17 protein-coding genes and 1 pseudogene are annotated in these 20,773 nt (G+C 38.6%); 6 read left to right on the top strand and 12 right to left on the bottom strand.

The window, feature by feature from the left end:
• Positions 1-854 precede the first annotated feature (854 nt).
• The 4 genes and pseudogenes from ACFILW_RS02245 to fumC form a co-directional block, all read right to left on the bottom strand.
• On the bottom strand, positions 855-1,742 hold the full coding sequence (locus ACFILW_RS02245; protein WP_375622889.1) for an outer membrane protein: 888 nt from the start codon (positions 1,740-1,742) through the stop codon (positions 855-857).
• Between the two features lie 659 nt (positions 1,743-2,401).
• Positions 2,402-2,620: pseudogene (locus ACFILW_RS02240) on the bottom strand (lyase family protein); the annotation flags it as partial.
• 505 nt (positions 2,621-3,125) lie between these two features.
• The gene (locus tag ACFILW_RS02235) at positions 3,126-3,365 is read right to left on the bottom strand and encodes a hypothetical protein (protein ID WP_375622887.1); all 240 of its coding nucleotides are present in this window, start codon (positions 3,363-3,365) and stop codon (positions 3,126-3,128) included.
• Between the two features lie 199 nt (positions 3,366-3,564).
• Positions 3,565-4,953 carry a class II fumarate hydratase gene (gene fumC, locus ACFILW_RS02230; protein ID WP_375622885.1) on the bottom strand — a complete coding sequence of 463 codons (1,389 nt, stop codon included), beginning with the start codon at positions 4,951-4,953 and terminating at the stop codon, positions 3,565-3,567.
• Positions 4,954-5,179: 226 nt separating this feature from the next.
• Here fumC and groES point away from each other — a divergent pair, with 226 nt between their 5' ends.
• Positions 5,180-5,476 (top strand): co-chaperone GroES, encoded by a 297-nt coding sequence (gene groES / locus ACFILW_RS02225; RefSeq protein ID WP_005774667.1) that lies wholly within the window; start codon positions 5,180-5,182, stop codon positions 5,474-5,476.
• 59 nt (positions 5,477-5,535) lie between these two features.
• Positions 5,536-7,179 (top strand): chaperonin GroEL, encoded by a 1,644-nt coding sequence (gene groL / locus ACFILW_RS02220; protein ID WP_375622883.1) that lies wholly within the window; start codon positions 5,536-5,538, stop codon positions 7,177-7,179.
• 712 nt (positions 7,180-7,891) lie between these two features.
• Here the strand turns inward: groL and ACFILW_RS02215 are convergent.
• From ACFILW_RS02215 to ACFILW_RS02180, 8 genes are all read right to left on the bottom strand, one after another.
• Positions 7,892-8,089 (bottom strand): hypothetical protein, encoded by a 198-nt coding sequence (locus tag ACFILW_RS02215; protein ID WP_375646505.1) that lies wholly within the window; start codon positions 8,087-8,089, stop codon positions 7,892-7,894.
• Between the two features lie 499 nt (positions 8,090-8,588).
• Positions 8,589-8,801, bottom strand: a complete 213-nt coding sequence (locus ACFILW_RS02210) for a hypothetical protein (protein WP_375622881.1) — start codon at positions 8,799-8,801, stop codon at positions 8,589-8,591.
• A gap of 128 nt (positions 8,802-8,929) precedes the next feature.
• Positions 8,930-9,166 (bottom strand): hypothetical protein, encoded by a 237-nt coding sequence (locus ACFILW_RS02205; protein WP_375622879.1) that lies wholly within the window; start codon positions 9,164-9,166, stop codon positions 8,930-8,932.
• Positions 9,163-9,825: a lysozyme gene (locus ACFILW_RS02200; protein WP_375622877.1), complete on the bottom strand. Its 663-nt coding sequence runs from the start codon at positions 9,823-9,825 to the stop codon at positions 9,163-9,165. Before ACFILW_RS02200 ends, ACFILW_RS02205 begins: the two co-directional genes overlap by 4 nt.
• 1,073 nt (positions 9,826-10,898) lie before the next feature.
• Complete coding sequence (locus tag ACFILW_RS02195; RefSeq protein ID WP_375622873.1) at positions 10,899-11,825, bottom strand: YopJ/AvrA family T3SS effector serine/threonine acetyltransferase; 927 nt, start codon at positions 11,823-11,825, stop codon at positions 10,899-10,901.
• A 377-nt stretch (positions 11,826-12,202) separates the two neighbouring features.
• Complete coding sequence (locus ACFILW_RS02190; protein WP_375685042.1) at positions 12,203-13,165, bottom strand: YopJ/AvrA family T3SS effector serine/threonine acetyltransferase; 963 nt, start codon at positions 13,163-13,165, stop codon at positions 12,203-12,205.
• A gap of 322 nt (positions 13,166-13,487) precedes the next feature.
• The gene (locus tag ACFILW_RS02185) at positions 13,488-14,426 is read right to left on the bottom strand and encodes a YopJ/AvrA family T3SS effector serine/threonine acetyltransferase (RefSeq protein WP_375622869.1); all 939 of its coding nucleotides are present in this window, start codon (positions 14,424-14,426) and stop codon (positions 13,488-13,490) included.
• 848 nt (positions 14,427-15,274) lie between these two features.
• Positions 15,275-15,844, bottom strand: coding sequence for a hypothetical protein (locus ACFILW_RS02180; RefSeq protein WP_375622867.1), 570 nt, complete (start codon positions 15,842-15,844; stop codon positions 15,275-15,277).
• A 1,764-nt stretch (positions 15,845-17,608) separates the two neighbouring features.
• Here ACFILW_RS02180 and ACFILW_RS02175 point away from each other — a divergent pair.
• The 4 genes from ACFILW_RS02175 (at position 17,609) to ACFILW_RS02160 (ending at position 19,854) form a co-directional block, all read left to right on the top strand.
• Positions 17,609-18,130 carry a hypothetical protein gene (locus tag ACFILW_RS02175; protein WP_375622865.1) on the top strand — a complete coding sequence of 174 codons (522 nt, stop codon included), beginning with the start codon at positions 17,609-17,611 and terminating at the stop codon, positions 18,128-18,130.
• On the top strand, positions 18,070-18,693 hold the full coding sequence (locus ACFILW_RS02170) for a hypothetical protein (protein ID WP_375622863.1): 624 nt from the start codon (positions 18,070-18,072) through the stop codon (positions 18,691-18,693). Before ACFILW_RS02175 ends, ACFILW_RS02170 begins: the two co-directional genes overlap by 61 nt.
• A gap of 48 nt (positions 18,694-18,741) precedes the next feature.
• A complete protein-coding gene (locus ACFILW_RS02165) occupies positions 18,742-19,299 on the top strand; it encodes a hypothetical protein (RefSeq protein WP_375622861.1) in 558 nt (185 codons plus the stop codon).
• Positions 19,300-19,578: 279 nt separating this feature from the next.
• Entirely contained in the window at positions 19,579-19,854 is a 276-nt protein-coding gene (locus ACFILW_RS02160; protein ID WP_375685041.1) for a hypothetical protein, read from the top strand.
• The last annotated feature ends 919 nt before the right edge of the window (positions 19,855-20,773 follow it).

Below are 20,773 nucleotides of genomic sequence, written 5' to 3'. Positions count from 1 at the left end.
TGATCGCCAAAAAGATATGTGAGAAACAAAAGCATGGGGTAGTGCGTAATCTCCTCTCTTTAAAAGGCAGAGTTTTAGAGGTTTAAAAAATAGTGCTTTAGAGGCTTTAGGAAGTCGTAAAGCAGAGGAAAAGGGTAAGGTTGGAAATTGGGTTTTACCTTGACAACTTCATGTGCTCCCCAAATGAAGCTGTCTCCCCGTTACAGAAATTACATAAACAGAAAACCGCAATATCCTCTCTCCACTCTGGCATACAATAGCTGTAAAACACTGTCGTTTGAAGTGTGGTAATATAGGGCATACTTCCTTGAAACGTTACAGTATTTTTTTCGGTGTGTGTTGGATATTCTTAAGTGTGTTTGTTTTGCTTTAGGTTTAAGGGCATTCTATGCGGAGGAGCCCAGAGAAGCCCGCCCAAATCTCCCAAGATTCCTCAAGAGTTTTTGTGTTTTTATAAATGGACATGGTGTTTAAAAATGGATTTTTAAACATAGGTTTTTAGAAGCTTTATTCTTTAAGAGCGGGGAGGAAAGTCAACATATATCCTATAAAACTGCTATTGATGCGCAATATCCATATTTATTTTAAAGAAATATCTCTTACATAACGGCTCTCATTTATTTTACGATGGCGCTCAGTGATATGATAGTAAAGCTTTTATATTCCAAATGCATTACATGAAAGGCTGCGAGGATAGAAGCTTGCTTTAAGAGAGGGAGAGGCTTTATTGTTTCGTGACTATTTGTTTACAGTTTAGTACTGTTTTTTAGAATCTACGTCTTTTTAGGGGAAAGGGGCATAAAAAAACCCCGTTTTTAACAGGGTTTTTTAATCATTCAATTTTTCTACAAAACTTAGAATTTGTAAGCGATACCAAAGCGAACATCATGCGCTTGAGAAGAGATTTTAAGGTTATCGTTTGCAAAGTTCTTTTTAAAAAAATCTGAATAACGATATTCTGTACGCATAATGATATTATTTGTCATTGCAAGATCAAAACCACCACCAACAGTGTAACCAATCATTGTTTTTGTCTCATCTAACATATTGCCAGAAGCAAAAATTGTCGAATCTTCTTGCGATTTTGATAAAAGTGACATGATATATTGCATCTGTTTATAGGCTATACCTCCTGCAATATAAGGCATAAGACGATGGGAAGCAAAACCAATGCGCGCGCGCGTAGCACCAGCCCCTATTTCTTTCAATGTTACACTGCTAACAACAATGTCACCATAGTTGGGTATCGTTTCATCCTGAGCTGCAGGTTTTATGATAGGAATCCCAGCTTCTTTAAAGGCAACGTTAATGGAGTCTAATTTATCTAAAATTTTCTTTCCACTGTCTGTTTGGGTGCTTTTCCTCCCAGACCAGACTAAGTCGGTATCAAAACCGAAAACAAAATCTCCTAGATCAATGTTAGAACCTGCATACAACCCTGTTCTCAATCCTGATAGTTTCGGTGATAAATCTCTATCAATCCAAGCCCATTTTCCGTCTCTGGCTTCTTCTACATAATTTAGAGTATTTTTATTGGAAAAATATCCGATTTGTCCTCCTAAATAAAAACCAGACCAAGAAAAAGGTGCAGAAATAGTAACCGGTGAAATACGTGACGATGAATCATTTTGCAATGAAACCTTCGGTTCTGATTGCTTAAAGATTACCGTATCTGCTGCTTGCGCTGTTGAAGCGGTAATGAAAGTAAAAATAGATAGTGCTATTAAACATTTTGTTTTCATAAAATATCCCCAATTCATTTAGAATATAAATCGCATTATACACGAATCGGTTAAAAAAATCTATATTTAATAATCATTATGAAAACTAAAATACTCAAAAAAATCTATAATTATTCATATTTAAGCATTCTTAAAACTTGTTTTCATGCTATTATCTCGCGTGTGTATTGATTTTTCAGTATTTTTTATATATACACACTTCAGTGTTCTCTGTGTTTTAGAAAAAATTATAATATAGTAAAAAAGCTTTTTATTTATTAAAAAACATTATTTTATATACATTAAAAATACTCTTTGTTGTTAAGTGTTAAATGCATTATCCATTGTGATTGAAATCAATGTGCTTAATATTCAATTGAACGTAAAAAATGCATATTGGCACCATTATATTCTTTGCTCGTTTCTGATATTGCGTAGCTTTTTATTGCGATAGCCTTTTGAGCACTTGAGGAGATGAGCGACTTTATTTCTTTTTTATCTATATGTGCCACTTTTGCTTATGGCAATCCAAGCGAATAGTTTTGATTGCCAAGCAAATAGTTTTGATTGATTGAATGGAATACGAAGAATAAGAAGGAGTAAAGTGCGAGAATCTCAAGTCTCATGAGGTTTCTTATGCGCCATGTAAAACGGAAAACTCTCCGTTCCGTTCGCTTAAAGCCGGAACGTGGATGAGAGCCTAAAAACTGAATGTCGTTGGCTATTTTAAAGAGATTAGCGCGTGCATTCAGATTTTTGTGGAAATGGGTGAGGGTGTCATAATGGGCAAATGCCTCCAATTTCTTGCGAGCTGTCAAGGATATCCCGTCAGAGAGTGAATTGTTTCAGCAAAGATCAAAACCTTTCAGTGCATCAAATTTTGTTCCAACAGCTGTTCCTCTATTGAGCACGCCCCATCTTCACGCTTCATAAAAGAGACATTTCTCAATGTTCCTAAACCCATTTCACGACGGCGATTATGAATGGTATAACGATAAATCTATTGAGCACCTCTTTTACGCTTCATAAAAGAGATATTTCTCAATGTTCCTAAACCCATTTCACGACGGCGATTATGAATGATATAACGATAAATCTATTGAGCATCTCTTTTACGCTTCATAGAGGAGCAAGCCGGTGCCATTACTATATTTGCCAGTTCGTGGGTGTTGTGACAGTCCTTGGCGCTTGAGGTGGTTCATTAGAGGCGTTTGTAGTCCTTATCTTATACAATTTCTATCCATACATTCATTGCGTTTGTGATGTGCTAGTCAGTGATTTTGATTGATGCAACATGGGACAGATTTAAAATGAGAAAATCTTACGGTATTTAGGATTCTCATTCAATATGGATAACGCTAGATTATTATTATAAATCAATATATTATCTCATTGAGATAAGAGTTATCTACCCAATGTTATCAATAATGATAACATTGTAAGCGTAACTACTATGAATTCATTAATCTTTTTTACTTCGATTGAAATTATGTCTATTAATACTGATTTTTTTTGAGCTAATTCTGTTTGGTTGATAGCTAATTGATTTTTAAAATCAAGATGTGAAGCTAGAATGAAAAACACCTTACGGTCATAGCCATTTAAATCACTTTCTGCCAGTATAGCCATTGGGTGTTGAGCCATGACTATTCATTTCTTTCCAAAACCGTTGTGCCTTTTAAGTACAACATAAGCAACAAAACCATCCATAGCATAAATGCGGACCAGAGCCTAAAATGAACGCTGTGGGTAATTGTTATCGGTCATCATCGGGGTGTTTACACCCCGATTTTTTGACAGAAAGATTTGTTTTAAGACGTTTGCATCTTTTTTAGTGGGTTGTTTATTGGGGAGCAATCATCTTTTTAGGATCAACTAATCGATCATAATCCTCTACAAAAACGCCTGCTTTTAATGCTTCGGTGCGCAAAGTTGTATCATTTTTATGCGCTGCTTTGGCAATTTCAGCAGCTTTTTCATAGCCAATTTCTGGTGCAAGAGCTGTGACTAACATGAGTGAGCGCTCCATGAGCGAGTGAATATGAACACGATTGGCCCGTAATCCTTGAATGCAATGCATATCAAAAGAACGCATGCAATCACCAAGAAGGGTAATTGATTGTAAAACGTTATAGCCAATAACAGGTTTATAAACGTTGAGTTCAAAATGTCCTTGGCTTGCGGCAAAGGTTACGCTGGTATGATTCCCAAAGACTTGGCAAGAAACCATGGTCATGGCTTCACACTGGGTGGGGTTGACTTTGCCGGGCATAATGGAAGAGCCGGGTTCATTTTCAGGAAGACTGAGTTCTCCTAAACCGGAACGTGGACCAGAGCCTAAAAACCGAATGTCATTAGCAATTTTAAACAGATCAGCAGCGAGAGCATTCAAGCTTCCGTGGAAATGCGCAAGGGCGCCATGATGGGCAAGTGCTTCAAATTTATTGCTGGCAGTTTGGAACGTTATTTCTGTGAGAGTGCTTACTGTTTGCGCAAAAGCAACGTCAAAACCTTTGGGTGCATTCAGTCCTGTGCCAACAGCCGTGCCACCTTGAGCAAGCATTTGGACATCGGTTAGAGCATTTTCAATGCGCTGAAGATTGGCTTCTAATGCGGTACGATAGCCTGAAAATTCTTGCCCTAAGGTTAAAGGGGTTGCATCTTGGGTATGGGTGCGGCCGATTTTAATGATGTCTGCAAATTCTTGCTCTTTTTGTTTTAATGTCGCAATAAGAGCTTCAAGGATTGGCAGTAAGTGTTGGCGTGTTTGCAACGTGGTGGCAATGTGAAGCGCCGTGGGAAAGGAATCGTTCGATGATTGACTCATATTGACATGGTCATTGGGATGAACGGGTTTTTTGCTTCCAAGCTTTCCTCCCAAAATCTTACTAGCACGATTAGCAATGACTTCATTGACATTCATATTGCTTTGTGTGCCTGAGCCTGTTTGCCAGACGGAGAGTGGAAAATGCGTATCAAAATCGCCAGCAAGCACTTCATCAGCGGCGGCAATAATTGCTTTTCCAATATTTTCTGGTAGTTTGCCTTTGTCCATATTTACAAGTGCTGCTGCTTTTTTGACAAGGACTAAGGCATAGATGATGGCAAGAGGCTGCTTTTCACTGCCAATATTAAAATTATGCAGAGAACGTTCAGTTTGTGCGCCCCAATAACGATCTTGACGGACCGAAATCGTTCCAAAGCTATCCGTTTCCTGACGTGTTTCAACCATGATAAGATCCTTTTTTGTTCACGGGTTCTCAAAAAAGATAGATAACGCGAAAGTGCAATAAGAGGCAAGACTTTGAAGCTTCATTTAGAAAAATTATTTTATGGCTATTCTTGACATTGAGAGATGCCGATTTTATATCTAACTCATGTTAGCACTCACGTGAAGAGAGTGCTAGCAAGAACTTTTAAGATTAATGCAATTATGTTCAGTTTTAAGGATTTAAAACATGGCTAATATACAATTCCGCCCACTTCACGACCGTGTCGTTGTCCGTCGGGTTGAATCTGAAAATAAAACAGCTGGTGGGATCATCATCCCTGATACAGCAAAAGAAAAACCTCAAGAAGGCGAAGTGATTGCTGTTGGCAATGGCGCTCTGGATGATAATGGAAAGCGCGTGCCGTTAGAAGTCAAAACAGGAGACCGTATTTTGTTTGGAAAATGGTCTGGAACTGAAGTCAAGATTAATGGGGAAGATCTCCTCATCATGAAAGAATCTGACATTATGGGAATTATGGGCTAATTGAAGCGCTTAGTTTTTCATTGTGTACTATTTTGAAAAAAACTCCAAGGAGAAATTAAATGGCTGCTAAAGAAGTCAAATTTGGCCGTGATGCGCGTGAGCGTTTGTTGCGCGGTGTCGACATTCTTGCTAATGCTGTGAAGGTGACACTCGGCCCTAAAGGTCGCAATGTGGTGATTGATAAATCATTCGGTGCGCCTCGCATCACAAAAGATGGTGTATCCGTTGCAAAAGAAATCGAACTGGAAGATAAGTTCGAAAATATGGGTGCGCAAATGTTGCGCGAAGTTGCTTCTAAAACCAATGATGTTGCCGGTGATGGAACAACAACAGCAACTGTTTTGGGACAGGCTATTGTGCAAGAAGGTGTTAAAGCCGTTGCTGCTGGTATGAACCCAATGGATTTGAAGCGTGGAATTGATGCTGCTGTTGAAGAAGTGGTGGCAAACCTCTTCAAAAAAGCTAAAAAAATTCAAACTTCTGCAGAAATTGCACAGGTGGGAACAATTTCCGCCAATGGTGCTGCTGAAATCGGTAAAATGATCGCTGATGCTATGGAAAAAGTGGGCAATGAAGGCGTCATTACCGTGGAAGAAGCTAAAACCGCTGAAACGGAATTGGAAGTCGTGGAAGGAATGCAATTTGACCGCGGGTATCTTTCCCCTTATTTTGTCACAAATGCTGAGAAAATGGTCGCTGATCTCGATGATCCTTACATTCTCATTCATGAAAAGAAATTGTCTAATTTGCAATCCTTACTTCCTGTGCTTGAAGCTGTTGTTCAGTCTGGAAAACCACTTCTCATTATCGCTGAAGATGTGGAAGGTGAAGCTTTGGCAACGCTCGTGGTTAACAAACTGCGCGGTGGTTTGAAAATTGCTGCTGTAAAAGCTCCTGGATTTGGTGATCGCCGTAAAGCAATGCTGGAAGATATTGCTATCTTGACATCTGGACAGGTTATTTCTGAAGATGTGGGCATTAAACTTGAAAATGTCACTTTGGATATGCTTGGACGTGCAAAGAAAGTGAATATTTCTAAAGAAAATACCACCATTATTGATGGTGCTGGACAAAAAGCTGAAATTACTGCTCGCGTCAATCAAATCAAGGCTCAGATCGAAGAAACAACTTCTGACTATGACCGTGAGAAATTGCAAGAAAGACTTGCTAAACTCGCTGGTGGTGTTGCTGTTATCCGTGTGGGTGGTGCAACAGAAGTTGAAGTGAAAGAAAAGAAAGACCGTGTTGATGATGCTTTGAATGCAACACGTGCTGCTGTTGAAGAAGGTATTGTTGCTGGTGGTGGTACCGCATTGTTGCGTGCAGCAAATGCGTTGACTGTTAAGGGAAGTAATCCTGACCAAGAAGCGGGTATTAGTATCGTTCGTCGTGCTCTACAAGCTCCAGCGCGCCAAATCGCAACCAATGCTGGTGAAGAAGCCGCTATTATTGTGGGCAAAGTGCTGGAAAATAATGCTGACACTTATGGTTACAATACCGCAACCGGTGAATTTGGTGATTTGATTGCTTTGGGAATTGTTGATCCTGTGAAAGTTGTGCGTTCTGCTCTTCAGAATGCGGCTTCAATTGCGAGCCTTCTGATCACAACAGAAGCAATGGTTGCTGAAGTTCCCAAAAAAGACACTCCAATGCCTCCAATGCCTGCTGGTGGAATGGGCGGAATGGGCGGAATGGATTTCTAAGCTCTTTTCCATAGACGTAATAAAGAAACGGGTCTTATGGGCCCGTTTTTTTGTATATTTCTTTTGTGCATACGAATTTTCCTCTTTATGATTGTTTCTTTATCTTAGAGGATTATTCTCTTTTCCACGGAGGGATATGTCGTCATTGTGAAGAGAGTGAATAGATCTCACTCTTGGTTTTTGGCTTTTTCTCTTGCATTTATGAAATGTTTCTATTGTGCAGAGATTGTGATTGCCTTTGAAAATATTTTGCTGATAAAAATACAATTCTTTGATTTATAATAATTTCTTTCTCATATAGTTCTTTTTTTTATTTTAAGCTTATTCATTTATCATTAAAAAATCCTGTGTTTGTGCTTCATAAGGTGAGAGGTCACTACGGTTTTTATAAACCAACGCAATCATTAAAAGTCAGTAGTTAAGAGTTAGTAATTAAGAGTTAGTACCTATTGAGCGTTGGAAAGACAGAATTGAAAAGAGCATGATGGGGCTGGTTTGTTTTTTTATGAATAAGATGCTGGTATTTCAAGCTTTTGCATAAGGTGATAAGCATCTCTCTGTTTCGTTGATCTCTGAAATGGGGAGACTGCTCCATTTGAGAAGCTTAAAGATAAAAGCTAATTTTTTGCCTTGCTCTCATCTTTTTTTCGGTAAGCGCATCACCTAAACTGGAGCCAAACCCATGTTGTCATACTCAAGTTCTGTTTGTTGCCTATATTGTGACAGAAAATTCTTGAGAGGGGAGCAATTTTTGAGCTAAGGGGACCATGACAGATAGCTGAAAAAAATCATTACGAGACAGTAGGCGCGCTTGTTTTAGAATTTTTAATGCTTCTGATGATAAAGGCACGCGAAATTCTGTTGTAGCTTCATGCCTTCTTTTCATATTTTCGAGCCAAGGATTTTTCATATATTCTCTTCAATTTGATCTTTATGCATAGGACATAAGGGCATTGGGCGGCAGGGTATTGGGAGGCAGGGCATTGGGAGGGTGAGAGGAGCCGGCTTGCTTTTTTATTAAACGTAAAGATGAGAGGCTTTATGTAAGGCTACCATTACATTGCTTGTTTATGCACTTCTTTAAAAGAAATGTCTTTTAATACAAATTCTTGGTAATGGGATTTATGAAGAGTATAAAATCATTTGGATATCAATAGATTATTAAAAAAATGTATGTTGGTATGATCCTTTTCTTATGTTACCAAAGTTGCTGACTTACGTGTTTGTTAAAAATCTCTCTTCATACCCTTAAATTCATTTCATGAAAGTGTTTGTGAAGAGTGTATAAAAATTTCTCGTGAGACGTGAAAAATCATCAATAAAACTCCATGTGTTCAAAAAATAACGAATGGCTTTTTATATTTTAAAATAATTGAACACGTCTCACGGTTCATTTTTTATTTTTTATTTTAGAGCTGAATATTCGATTTTTGTGTAAAAAAATTTCCCAGCGCATCTATAATCCGTGAAAAATCAAGCGCTAATAACACAATGATGAATATAATCCACTTCGTATAACGCGACATCACTTTTATACTTTTATAAGTCATGATGATTTCTTGTAGGATTTCTTTTTCCTTTTCTGTAAGCTCTTTATCGTCTTGTGTTTTTTTTCTAGCCATGTTTCCACCCACACATGTGTTCCCCTTGTTTGTTATGCTTTAAAATATCTCTTGCGAGATTTGAACTGATGATATTGAGATCTTTGTTGTCTAAATAAATGGGCATCCAACCAACGCAAGAAAAAGGCTCATTGATTGTTTTTATCGCGCAACCAGTGAGTAAGAGCAGCCCGTACATCAGTATCACTTTTTTGATTAATTTCATTTTCCACCTCTTGCCGTGTTGTTGATGACTTTAGTGTTGTTTCTATTTGCTTTTGTTGCTCAATCTTCTTTCCAAGAGTGAAAGCTTTTGCTAAAGCAATAAAAAAAGCGGTCAGAGCCGCTCCTGTTATCATCAGATTTTTTTTCAACCACCCCATCATAAACGCTGCTCCCGAAACCGTTTTGCCACAAAGAAAATGCCAACGAAGGCGGCTAAAACCATAATGGTTGCTAATGCCCATTGGATAGGACCATTGCCTGCCAATAAACCGCCAAGACCAGAAAAAGAACCAATAATCGGCGTAAGCGCTTCTGCCTTGAAAACACCCGTTGGTGCTTGCGTTTCTACGGTTTGATAGTTGGAAGAAACATAAGCCCCTTTCGCCCATAAGCCTGCTTCTGCTGCACGACGGTGCACTAAACCGTGAAGACGTTTTCCTCCTGCTTTGGTCCACTTTTGTAACTCAGCAGGGACGGCTTCATATTCGCCGTTATTGAGCTTTTTTAGAAGGGTCGAATTACAAAAAGCTGCCGTTCCTACATTATAGCAAAACGATACGAGTGCGGCGAATTGTTCATTCGTTAAAGAAACCGTCACATGTTTTTCAACGGTGTTTTCAAATTGCCTTAAATCTTGACAAAGAACTTCTTCTGCTTGTTCTTCAGTAATGATCATGCCCTTGTGAACGAACGGTTTGCCAGCCGTGCTGGTATGACCATAGCCGATTGTCCACACCCCAATAGCATCTTTATAGGCTTGTAAACGCAATCCTTCCCATTGTTTAATGAGTGCAAGTCCTGCTTTAGATATTTTTCTCATTTGCTTCTCCATAAAATAAAGCCTCACGGTAACGTGAGGCTGGTTGACAGATTAAAAATGAATTTTTTCACGCTTCAAAAACAGAAGAGATGTGAAACTGTGATGAAATCAAAAGGTTGGGCAAGAGGGATAATGGTTGGGCAAGAGGGGTAAATAGTTGGGCAAGAGGGGTAATGGTTGGGCAAGAGGGGTAAATAGTTGGGCAAGAGAGGTAAATGGTTGGGCAAGAGGGGTAAATAGTTGGGCAAGAGGGGTAAATGGTTGGGCAAGAGGGGTAAATGGTTGGGCAAGAGGGGTAATGGTTGGGCAAGAGGGATAATGGTTGGGCAAGAGGGATAATGGTTGGGCAAGAGGGGTAAATAGTTGGGCAAGAGGGATAATGGTTGGGCAAGAGGGGTAAATGGTTGGGCAAGAGGGGTAAATAGTTGGGCAAGAGGGGTAAATGGTTGGGCAAGAGGAGTAAATAGTTGGGCAAGAGGAGTAATGGTTGGGCAAGAGGGGTAAATAGTTGGGCAAGAGGGGTAAATAGTTGGGCAAGAGGGATAATGGTTGGGCAAGAGGGATAATGGTTAGGTTGGTGAGATAATGGTTGGGTTGGTGTTTTCCGTTAAGAGAGGTTGTTGATTTTAAGACCTTGTATTGGTTTTTTGATGGAGTCTTTATTGGTGTGCGGGCAGTTGTTGGGTTGATGCACGATAAGCGTGATCTATAGTGGTTGTGTTCGTCGTATGGCATTGATGTGGGGGGCTTGAGATATAAGCGCACACTCTCAGAAAAACAAGACATATGCTTTTACTGAAGACGGAAGCATTCAATATTTTATGTATCAAGCGTTTTGCCTATTCAAATAGTCTCATTGTTACAAAAAGCTTTGGGCGAACAAGAGCTTTGGAATTTTGATACAATTTTAAGAGGGGATGGTTTTTATCGGACAATGGTGCTTTTTCTTTAAGAGAAAAGTTGTTTGCTATTTTTGTTTTACGAACACAAAAGCCGATTTGCCTAGAGAAATCTTCGCTGTAAAGCAATCTCTCTTCGTTCTTTGATGAATAGCAATATGGAAAAAACCTCAATTACATCGTTAAAGATTTGTATTCAGTAATCCTTTTTTGGTGAGAGGAAATAGAAACAGTTTTTCCCTCTGTTGTTTTTAAGTTTTTTTCAAATCTCTCTCTCAGGGTTTCGCCTTTTTTGTTGACTGTTTCATGTTCAGCTTCCGGATGGACTTTTAAATATTGTTCTAGACGTCTTCTTCCTTGCGCATGTTTGTATAAACTGATGGGGAGATAGGAATCTAACTTTTCAGCAGATAAAGAGGAATGGGGTTCACATAATACACCCTTAACATTATCTTTGTGCAATCTTGCTAATTTATCAGATTCAAGATGAAGCTTTTTGGCAAGGCTTAAGCTGAACATTCCACATTCAGAAGAGCTTCGCTGAATATCCATTTCTGCTGTGGTAAAAGAATAAGGAGGCAGTTGAAGACATTGAAGGGTTTGATTTATTTTTCTCTCTAGTTTGCAAGCCGTGATATTCTGAAAGGTTGTAGGTTCAAGCATAATCAAAGAGATTTTCTCATCAACTTTTTGATAATCAAGGACGGCAAAGTGGATTGTGCTTCCCGAATTGACTATAAATCGGGCAGATTTTGCGCCGCTCTCAACGACTTCTTTTAGGGCGTGCGAAAACTCTTCTGCTGTAAGAGCCAATTTGAGATTCATGTCTGGATATTTGCTGTTTGCTTTTTCTACGAGAGCCGGCATCAATCTAATATCCGTATCTTCATAATAAGCGTTAATCCAACGGCCGGTGACGAGATCATCTTCTAAGCCTGTAATAATATCTTTTAATTCGGCAGAACTCGGTGCAACATGTTCTTCTTCTGTTTGGACCGAGCTTTGCATTAAACGGGCAATAAGGTCTTCTAAAGATTCATTTGCACTTGCCCCTTCTGGTGTTGGTGAGGAATGAGGTTGGGAAGAATCTTGTGGCTTCATAAGCTTAGCCTCCATATTGATAATTGGTAGAAAATATTATTTTCTTCAATTCTGGCTAAACAATGTTTTGAAAGAGAACCTTTGCATCTTGGAAGGTGAGGTTAAAAAGGGGTGTTTTTAAAAAGCTTATGGTTTTCTTGAATTTAAAAAAATGAAGCATCTCGTGCATTTTCAAATTTATGAGCACTGTTTTAAAATGGGCTATTTTTGATAGAGCTGTCCTGTTTTATCTTTTGTCTTTGAAGAAGTCATGTTGCTTACTGTTTGCATCTTTACCTCTTTCAAAGGAAAAAAAGATTTGCTAACAGCAATTTATGCTTAACCGTCAAGCCGCAGAGCTTCATTCTTTGTGGATGTGGAATAGGGCTAAATGCTTATTACATCATTAGAGATTTATATTCTGTGGCTCTTTTTCTGTGTTGTGAAACAGAAACAGTTTTTGTCTCTGTTGCTACCAAGCTTCTCTCAAACCTCTCAGTTAGGGTTTCGCCTTTTTTGTTTACTTTCTCCTGTGCTGCTTCTGGATTGGCTTTTAGATATTCCCCAAGACGTCTTCTTCCTTGCACGTGTTTGTAAAAAGTGGTCGGAAGATATGGATCCAATTTTTCTGCAGGTAAAGGCGTGTCTGGTTTACATAATACACCCTTAACATTATCCTGATGCAGTCTTTCTAATTTTTGAGATTCGGTATGAAGCTTTTTAGCAAGGGCTAAGCTGAACATTCCACATTCAGAAGAGCTTCGCTGAATATCCATTTCTACCATGGCAAAGGAACAATTGGGCAACTCATGCGCTTTAAGAGCCAATTGTGTTCTTAATGCCAGCACTGCTGGTTTCATATTGTTGAGTGTTGTAGGTTCAAAAAATATCACGGAGGTTTTGTCATCGATGGTTTGATGATCAATCACTGAAAAATGGATTCCTCTATCCTTTGTATAAATGATAAATCTGGAAGATTGAACGCCGTTTTCGATGGCTTCTTTGAGTGCAAGGGCAAAGTCGTGAGATGACGCTGCCAATTGAAGACGCATGTCGGGATATTTACGATTTGCCTGATCTACCAAGGCTGGCATTAGTTTAAGATCTGTACTTGCATAATCAGCTGTGACCCAACGACCTGTTGAGATATCATCCTCTAAACGGGCAATGATACTTTTTAATTCTTCACGATTGAATGGGATATTTTTGCCTTTTTCGCTACTGGGGTGTTCTAAATGTGCAGTAAGAGTGTCTAATGATGCATTTGCATGCGCTCCTTCTGGTGCATACACTTCTTCTGGTGCGCTTGCACCTTCTGGGGTTTGCGAGGAATGAGGGAGGGAAGAATCTTGTGGCTTCATAAGCTTAGCCTCTATATTGATAATTGGTAGAAAATATTATCTTCTTCAATTCTGGCTAAACAATGTTTGCAGGAAAGATTTTTAGCTTAAAAAAATAAAGAGATGAAATCATCTTTATTTAAAAAAAAATTGTTACGAAAGACAAAATCCCACACTTTTCAGAGTCAAAGGCAAGGTATCTTTTTAAGAGGTCATGTTGCTTATTGTTTGCATCTTTACCTCTTCCAAAGGGAAAAGAAGATTTGCTAACAGTAATTTATGCTTAACCGTCAAGCCGCAGAACTTCATTACTTTGTGAAGGTGGAATAGAGCTAAATGCTTATTACATCATCAGAGATTTGTATTCTGTTGCTCTTTTTCTGTGTTGTGAAACAGAAACAGTTTTTGTCTCTGTTGCCACCAAGCTTCTCTCAAACCTCTCAGTTAGGGTTTCGCCTTTTTTGTTTACTTTTTCATGTGCTGCTTCTGGATTGGCTGTTAAATATTCCCTAAGACGTCTTCTGCCTTGCACGTGTTTGTATAAACGAGCTGGAAGATATGGATCTAATTTTTCAGCAGGTAAAGGCGTGTCTGGTTCACATAACACACCCTTAATATTATCTTTGTGCAGTCTTTCCAATTTTTGAGATTCGAGATAAAGCTTTTTGGCAAGGCTTAAGCTGAACATCCCGCATTCAGAGGAACTGCGTTGAATATTCATTTCTGCCATGGCAAAATGAATGTTAGGCAATTGGTGATGTTCAATGGATTGTCGCGTCCTTAATGCAAGTAAGGCGGGGAGCGTGTCACGCAGTGAGGTAGGTTCTAAAAATATCAGAGATGTCTTGTCCCCTATGGTTTGATGATCAATGACCGCAAAATGAATTCCTCTATCTTTTGCGTTAACGATCAGTCTAGAAGATTTAATGCCATTTTCGAGTGTTTCTTTGAGTGCAAGGGCAAAGTCGTCAGGTGTCATTGCAAGTTTAAGATTCATCTCTGGATATTTACGATTGGCTTGATCTACCAAAGCTGGCATCATGTAAAGATCTAAAATATCATAATAATTTTTGATCCAACTGCCATCGGCATTATGCTGTTCTAAACCGGCAACAATATCTTTTAACTCTGCACGGTTGAAAGGGGTGTTTTGTATTTTTTCGATGTTAAGCCGTTCTAAATGTGCTGTAAGAGTGTCTAATGATGCACTTGCACCTTCTGGTGCGCTTGCGCCTTCTGGGGTTTGCGAGGAATGAGGTGAGGGAGAATCTTGTGGCTTCATAAGCTTAGCCTCTATGTTGATGATCAATAGGTGATATTATCTTCTTCAATTCTGGCTAAACAATGTTTTGAAAAGAAGCCTTTACATCTTAAAAAATGAGGCGATGAGAGCATAATGATGCCGTTTTCATATTTTTATGCGTGTATTGCTCATCATTGCTGTGATGTATAATATCGGTATTTTATGGGGGTATTATTAGGGCGTTCTCTTGGGAGCCCCTAGTGAATACGGCTTGTTTTGAAGATCTCAAAATTATAGAGCTGTTGGTGATGCAAATTGGGTGATGCAAAAGAAAATAGTCAAAAAAAGACGAAAGATACCTTCAAACTGTAAAGTTTTAAACATTGTCGCGAAACACACTGTTTTATAACAGTCTATAATAATTTATAATAAGTCTATAATAATGCAAAAACTTTATGATGAAATCTGGACGCAGAAAACCCCTTACCGCATCCACCATTAAATACGATTTTTCATATTTTGTCAACAGTAAAACGATTATTTTTCCTCCTTTATCGCGGGAAAAAATCTACAGAAAAAAGCTCATTCATTGGCTATACAGCAAAATATTTTCCTTTGAGGCATGGATTAAGTAAAGCATGGGTCGATATAAGGTTAAGTCTCTTTGATAGGTCGAAGTATTTTTTAAGCGTGGTGGATATTTTTGAGCTTGTTTGCTGAGCGCTTTAAGCTTGTCAATCCCATGGAGTTCTATGAAAGAGTAAGCTCAGTGGATTTCAAGTGCACCCTGCCAAAGGAAGACTTTACAAAGGCGCTGGTTATAAAGAGACATGTTATAAAGGAGAGGAGAATCTTTATCCTGTGTGGAGGAGGAAATGATGGGTGTTTTAGCGAAGACTCTTTTTGCTAGAATTGTCAAAATGTTTATAAAGGGCATCAAGAATAATACGCAACGAACCAACAAGCGTAGAGAGTGGTTGATCTTCTATAACAAGAGAGTGTAATGCCGCATGAAAGTTATGTTGACGATGCAGATATTGTGCTTCTTTAATCGCTTCTTGCATCGCTTCATAGTGTTCCGTTGCTCTTTGAACCCATTGCTTTTTTGCTTTCTCATCTGATACGCTGTGCGTAAAACCATCATAATAGCCATTTGGTAAACCTTTTGCACATAAATAGTCGTTTCTAATTTGCAAGTATTGTTGTGCTGTGTCATATTGCTCTTTACTGATGCCTGATGAATCCCCTTTATAGCCAAGCAAACAAAGACGCCCAATATAGGTCCCAACAAGCGGATTTTTCGCTTCTTCGAGGCTTAAACCAAAGTGTTTTGCACGCATTTCAATCGCCGGTTGAAACCCAGATTCGCTGGGGATTGTGGCACGTGAAATACAGCTATTGGGCTCTTTGCGCTTGCCTGTTATTTTCGCTCTACCGCGTTTTTTACGTATTTTCATGAACTTAACCATTTGAATGAAAAAGAAACTGGCTGTTGATGAGGGACAGTGATGTAAAAAGCACTTAGAATAAATACTAGCGGGAGAGCAATACTAGCGGGATATGAGCCGTTGCAGATCAAAAAACAAATGATACTAAAGGCGTTGTAAATGCAAAGAAAAGCAACGGTGTGGGGCGAAAAATCATCCTTAAGGGGGGCTTACCATTTTTTTTCATTGATAGCGGATTATTCGCTTTCTAAATGTTTCTTAACTGTTCTTGAGAAATTGAAGAAAAATTTTTGTCAAATGTGAATGAAAAAATAAAAATGATATTCCATGGGCATGTCATCGTCTATTTCTAATAGGACGTTTTTTCTAATGGGATTATTTATCTCTTTTTTCACGAGCGCTTTACCAAACCTTTTTACAGGTAAAATTGAAAAGTTATTGTTTTCTTATGGGGGGATTATGGGGTGCTGTACTAAGATGCCTGATATATATTATGCTGTTAAGCATATTCTTTTACTTGATAGAACATGTTCTTTATACTTGATAGAAGATATGCACTATACTTGATAGAAGTTATACACTCTATAGAAGATATGTACTCTATAGAAGTTATGTACTCTTCTGTTGAGTGGCAAAAAGCATCCCCCGCATCCTATTATAATAGCATAAGATGCCCTATATTTTCAAATAAAATATCGTTTATCGGCTCAAAATAAATTGTGAATGGTCTCGCTATTTGGTTTGCTGTTTCCTTTATGAATATCCTTTATAGAATATAAAACTTTCCGTTTTTACTGTTTTAATGGATCGCCTCATGAGATGAGGGGATATCGTTTAAAGGACACAATGCGCTATCGAAAGAAGCTGTTTTTATAAGCGGAAAATGCCTTTATGGAAGATGCCTTTATAAATATGGGGGAAGTTTCTTTTTAATAAAGAATTTTTAAAATGAAGCCTTTTTGCTTAAGAAGCTTTCAAATGAGGATTAAAGTGGTTTGTCGTGCGCTTTTCATGCTGGATAATCGGGTGCTTGTTCGACTTTGTTTTGTTTTTTCTAGAGCCATGTCTTAGGGCTCTCTTTTGCCCATTTCGCAATGGTGCCTCGTGAAGGTATAACGATTGAGCCAGCTCAAATTTGAGCTCGCTAAAAAAAGTCCCCAATGAAATCCATATAAAGTTTGAGCAATATAAAATCTATTGAATAGTCCATCTTTACGCTCGTGAAGAAGAAAGTCCGTAGCATCACACATTTTGCCAGCTTTCATTGTTGCGATAGCTCTTGGCATTTGAAACGCTTCATGAGAGGCATTTGTCATCCTTTCTTAATGTTTTACTCTATATGGCTCTTTCTGCTTGTAACGCGCAAGAGATATGGTTTTGATCCAATATGGAACAGATTTAGAATAAGACAATCACAATCCTACGCTACTTAGGCTTCTCATTTAATATGCAAAATAATAAATTTATTATAAATCAATATGTTAGTTGTAAAACTTTACACATCAGATATTTTTTTAGATTGAATATTTTTGTTTGGTGAATTTTGTGAAACATTGTCTTTTGAGGTGTGGGTAATAGATAAGGGGATACAATGGCGTTTGTGCTTGTAAGCTTAAGAGATTGTATGTTGACACCTATAAAGAATTTAAAAAATAGACTTCAAAAGTCTTATCGCACGGGTTTCATGGTCAAAAGAGTGCGAGATAAACCCGTTTTTCTGGTTGCATGTTCTCAAAGAGTGAGTGGGCATTTTAAAAGTGAGAAAATATCCATATGATCGAAGATAAATCACAACAGCAATCTGCCCATGAGGGAAATACGGCTTTTGCATCACAGCTGGTGTTGAATCATTCTGCGGCTTTCAAAAAATGGACGGCTCTCTCAAGAAAAGATTACGTCATCATTTTGTGTTTGGCTATCCTCTTGTTGGTGCTTTTTTCCGTGACTATCCATATGAGCCCTTTGGAGTTTTTTCACGTTATATCCGAGGAACAGGTTCAAATACTGGAGAAAATGGAACAAGGAGATTTTCGAAAAATGATGAAGGAGATCTTGAAACAGCCTTTTGAAAATAATCCTGCAATCGTGTTTTTGTATGGCGTGGGATGGAATGGTGTTTGGGCTTTTTTATGTCTCTTACCACAAATGATTTGGGGCTGTCTTGTGGTGTTCTTTCCACTCTTTTTTGTCTTTAACGCCATCTCTAAACGAGATGTGAAGGAAATGATAAAACTGTGGGATACATTGCCGGAGCAGCAACAGCTAGACAACCAAGCTATCAACAGAACACGATAGGGAAACGAGAGGATAATGCTTTTGTAAGGAGTTTTGGAATGTTGACTACAGCAGGGTTGGGTGTTGTCATGTTGGTGGGGGAGATCATGATAGTGTTTTCTACCATCATGACTATCGTGGCACTTTATTATTCTTTTATAAAACGGGTCATATTGTTGTTTTGGATGCGGCGGAAATTAAAAAAGGGGGCAGAACAGAATTTAGGGCATGATCAGGTAGAGGGTAGAGGACAGAGGACAGTTCTTGCAACACAGTTGCGTGCTTTTTCTTTTCAAGAATCTTTGGAACTTTCAAGAAAAGATTATTGTATCATCTTTTTTCTAGCCTTTATTTTGATGATGCTTTTCGTAGGTTTGATAGCTTTTTTTGCTTTTTTTCCAAGATCTACAATTTTTTTACACGGTTATGCGTTGCAATTGTTTAAGGTTAGCGTTTTTGTCGTACTGCTGCTGTTGTGGTGCTGTGTGTGTATGATTATCGCTTTACCTGTCATTTTAATCTTCCATAGTTTCCTTCATTATAGCGTGAAAAAAACAGTAAAGAGATTAGAAATATTTGCTTAAACAGAGAATAAAAATGATGATTTCATATCAATGCGATAGGGGGGGAAAGTGATTATTATTATACAATATTTGGCTTTTTTAGGGTTCATTATCATTGCCATTTTAATGGTTATGGTGATGGTCAGGCTTCCTTACCGGTTGATCAAGCATATCAGGTTATCTTTTAAACTCGCTCAAGACTTGAAAAAGAAAACGGCACAACAAAAGCAAGCCATACAACAACTGCACAATGATCAGAGAGAAATGAAAAAACACAATGTTGTGCATAAGACACTTGATGCAAAAATACGCTTTCTTAACTTCAAAGAATCTCTCCCTCTTTCTTCAAAAGAATGTAAAATAATCTTTTTTATCTTTATCCTCTTTACTGTTTTGCAATCTGCTTGCTTTATCGCAAATTTTGTATGGTGGAAGAGCGATATGGTCGGCGTTATCATGCAGCTGTTGAACACTTCTCTATGGATTGGACTTTTTTTCTTTTTTCCGATCATTGGGGTGATGTGCATAAAATTAACGAGAAAATTGAACAAAATACTTCAACAATTGGAAGAAGCAATACAACAACGCGATCAGGCAATTCGTATGCAGAATGGGCATGGAGGATAAAATGACGAGTAGCATTATCACATTAATAGTCTTTTTTTTCCTGTTATTTATGATCGTAAATATTTTATTGTGGGTGCCAGTTTGGACAATTTGTTACTTGTTTATCAAGCGTGCGCGGCTTTATTGTCGCGTGAAAAAGGAACTGAAATGCGTGCTGAATGAACGCGATATCGCCTTAAAACAGATCTCCCAAAAATAAAAAACAGCAGAATGTTTGATAAAAAGCCGCTTTCTCTTGTTTAGCAAGACTATAAAAAAATATTCTATCTTTCTACAGTCATGGCGACTGCTCCAATAGTTATAACTGCTGTCGTTAAGATATGGAGAGGGGAGGACTTTGTTTCTCTTGTCGTATTCGAGCCATTGGCATGGATGTTTGCCGGTGCTTTTTTATTCTTACTGATTGTTTTTATTATGCGCTTTGTTGTGACCCGTCAGTTGAACAAATTGATACGGCAATTAGAAGAAGAGCTTGAGCAGAACGGAGATCCCGTCATATTATACGAAGTGAGCGAGGGGAAAATGAGCGAGGGGAAAGTGAGCAAGGGAAAGTGAGTGAGGGGAAAATGAGCGAGGGAAAGTGAGCGAGGGAAAGTGAGCGAGGGGAAAGTGAGCGAGGGGAAAATGAGCGAGGGAAAGTGAGCGAGGGAAAGTGAGCGAGGGGAAAGTGAGCGAGGGGAAAGTGAGCGAGGGGGAAGTGAGCGAGGAGAAAATGAGCGAGGGGAAAGTGAGCGAGGGGAAAATGAGCGAGGGGAAAGTGAGCGAGGGGAAAGTGAGCGAGGGAAAATGAGCGAGGGGAAAGTGAGCAAGGGGAAAAAGTGAAGAGAGGCTTTTGTTGATCCTTTCTTTTGACTTGTTCATTAAGGAGCATGGGTGTACTTCTCGTTTTATGCTTTTTTATATTTGTGTCGTGTTTTTAAAAGAATTGAGGCTCTTGTTTGAGTGGGATTCTTGCTTGAGTTGGTGCTCTTGTTTGAGTGGAGCTCTTTCTTGAGTTGGAGCTCTTGCTTGAGTGCTGAGGGGAAAGTGAAGAGAGGTTGCTCTTGGACTTTACTTGCTGTTGGTGCTTTCTTAAAGAGAGAAAATCTTGTAATTTATTTTCTTTTTATCAAGCATAAAAATGTGTCTTACCAAGCGATATGGAGAGCGAAAAATCTATACTTAAAGCAAAAGATATTCTGGTGTTTGGGGAAGAAAAGCCCATTTTTTGCAGGTGGAGAGGCAAGACGCATAAAGAAGACGCACCAAAAGCTTTAAGTTTTTGATCAAGACGTTTTGCTCTATGGAAAGGGCAACAATGCTTTTAAAGAGCTTGGGGTGGAGGGGGAAAATTGAAAGAAAAGAGGGACATCTATTTATTTACGAGACCGCTAAGGACAGTTTCTCTCTCTGGATGAAAAAGGTTTTGTGCAATTTGGTTATGGAATTGTGAGAGACGCTGGTATTCATGCGGCGGCTTGCCAAATAATTAATC

Source organism: Bartonella sp. TT110JLCBS, from assembly GCF_042193405.1.
GTDB lineage: Bacteria > Pseudomonadota > Alphaproteobacteria > Rhizobiales > Rhizobiaceae > Bartonella.
This window is presented reverse-complemented; position numbering and strand designations above follow the sequence as displayed.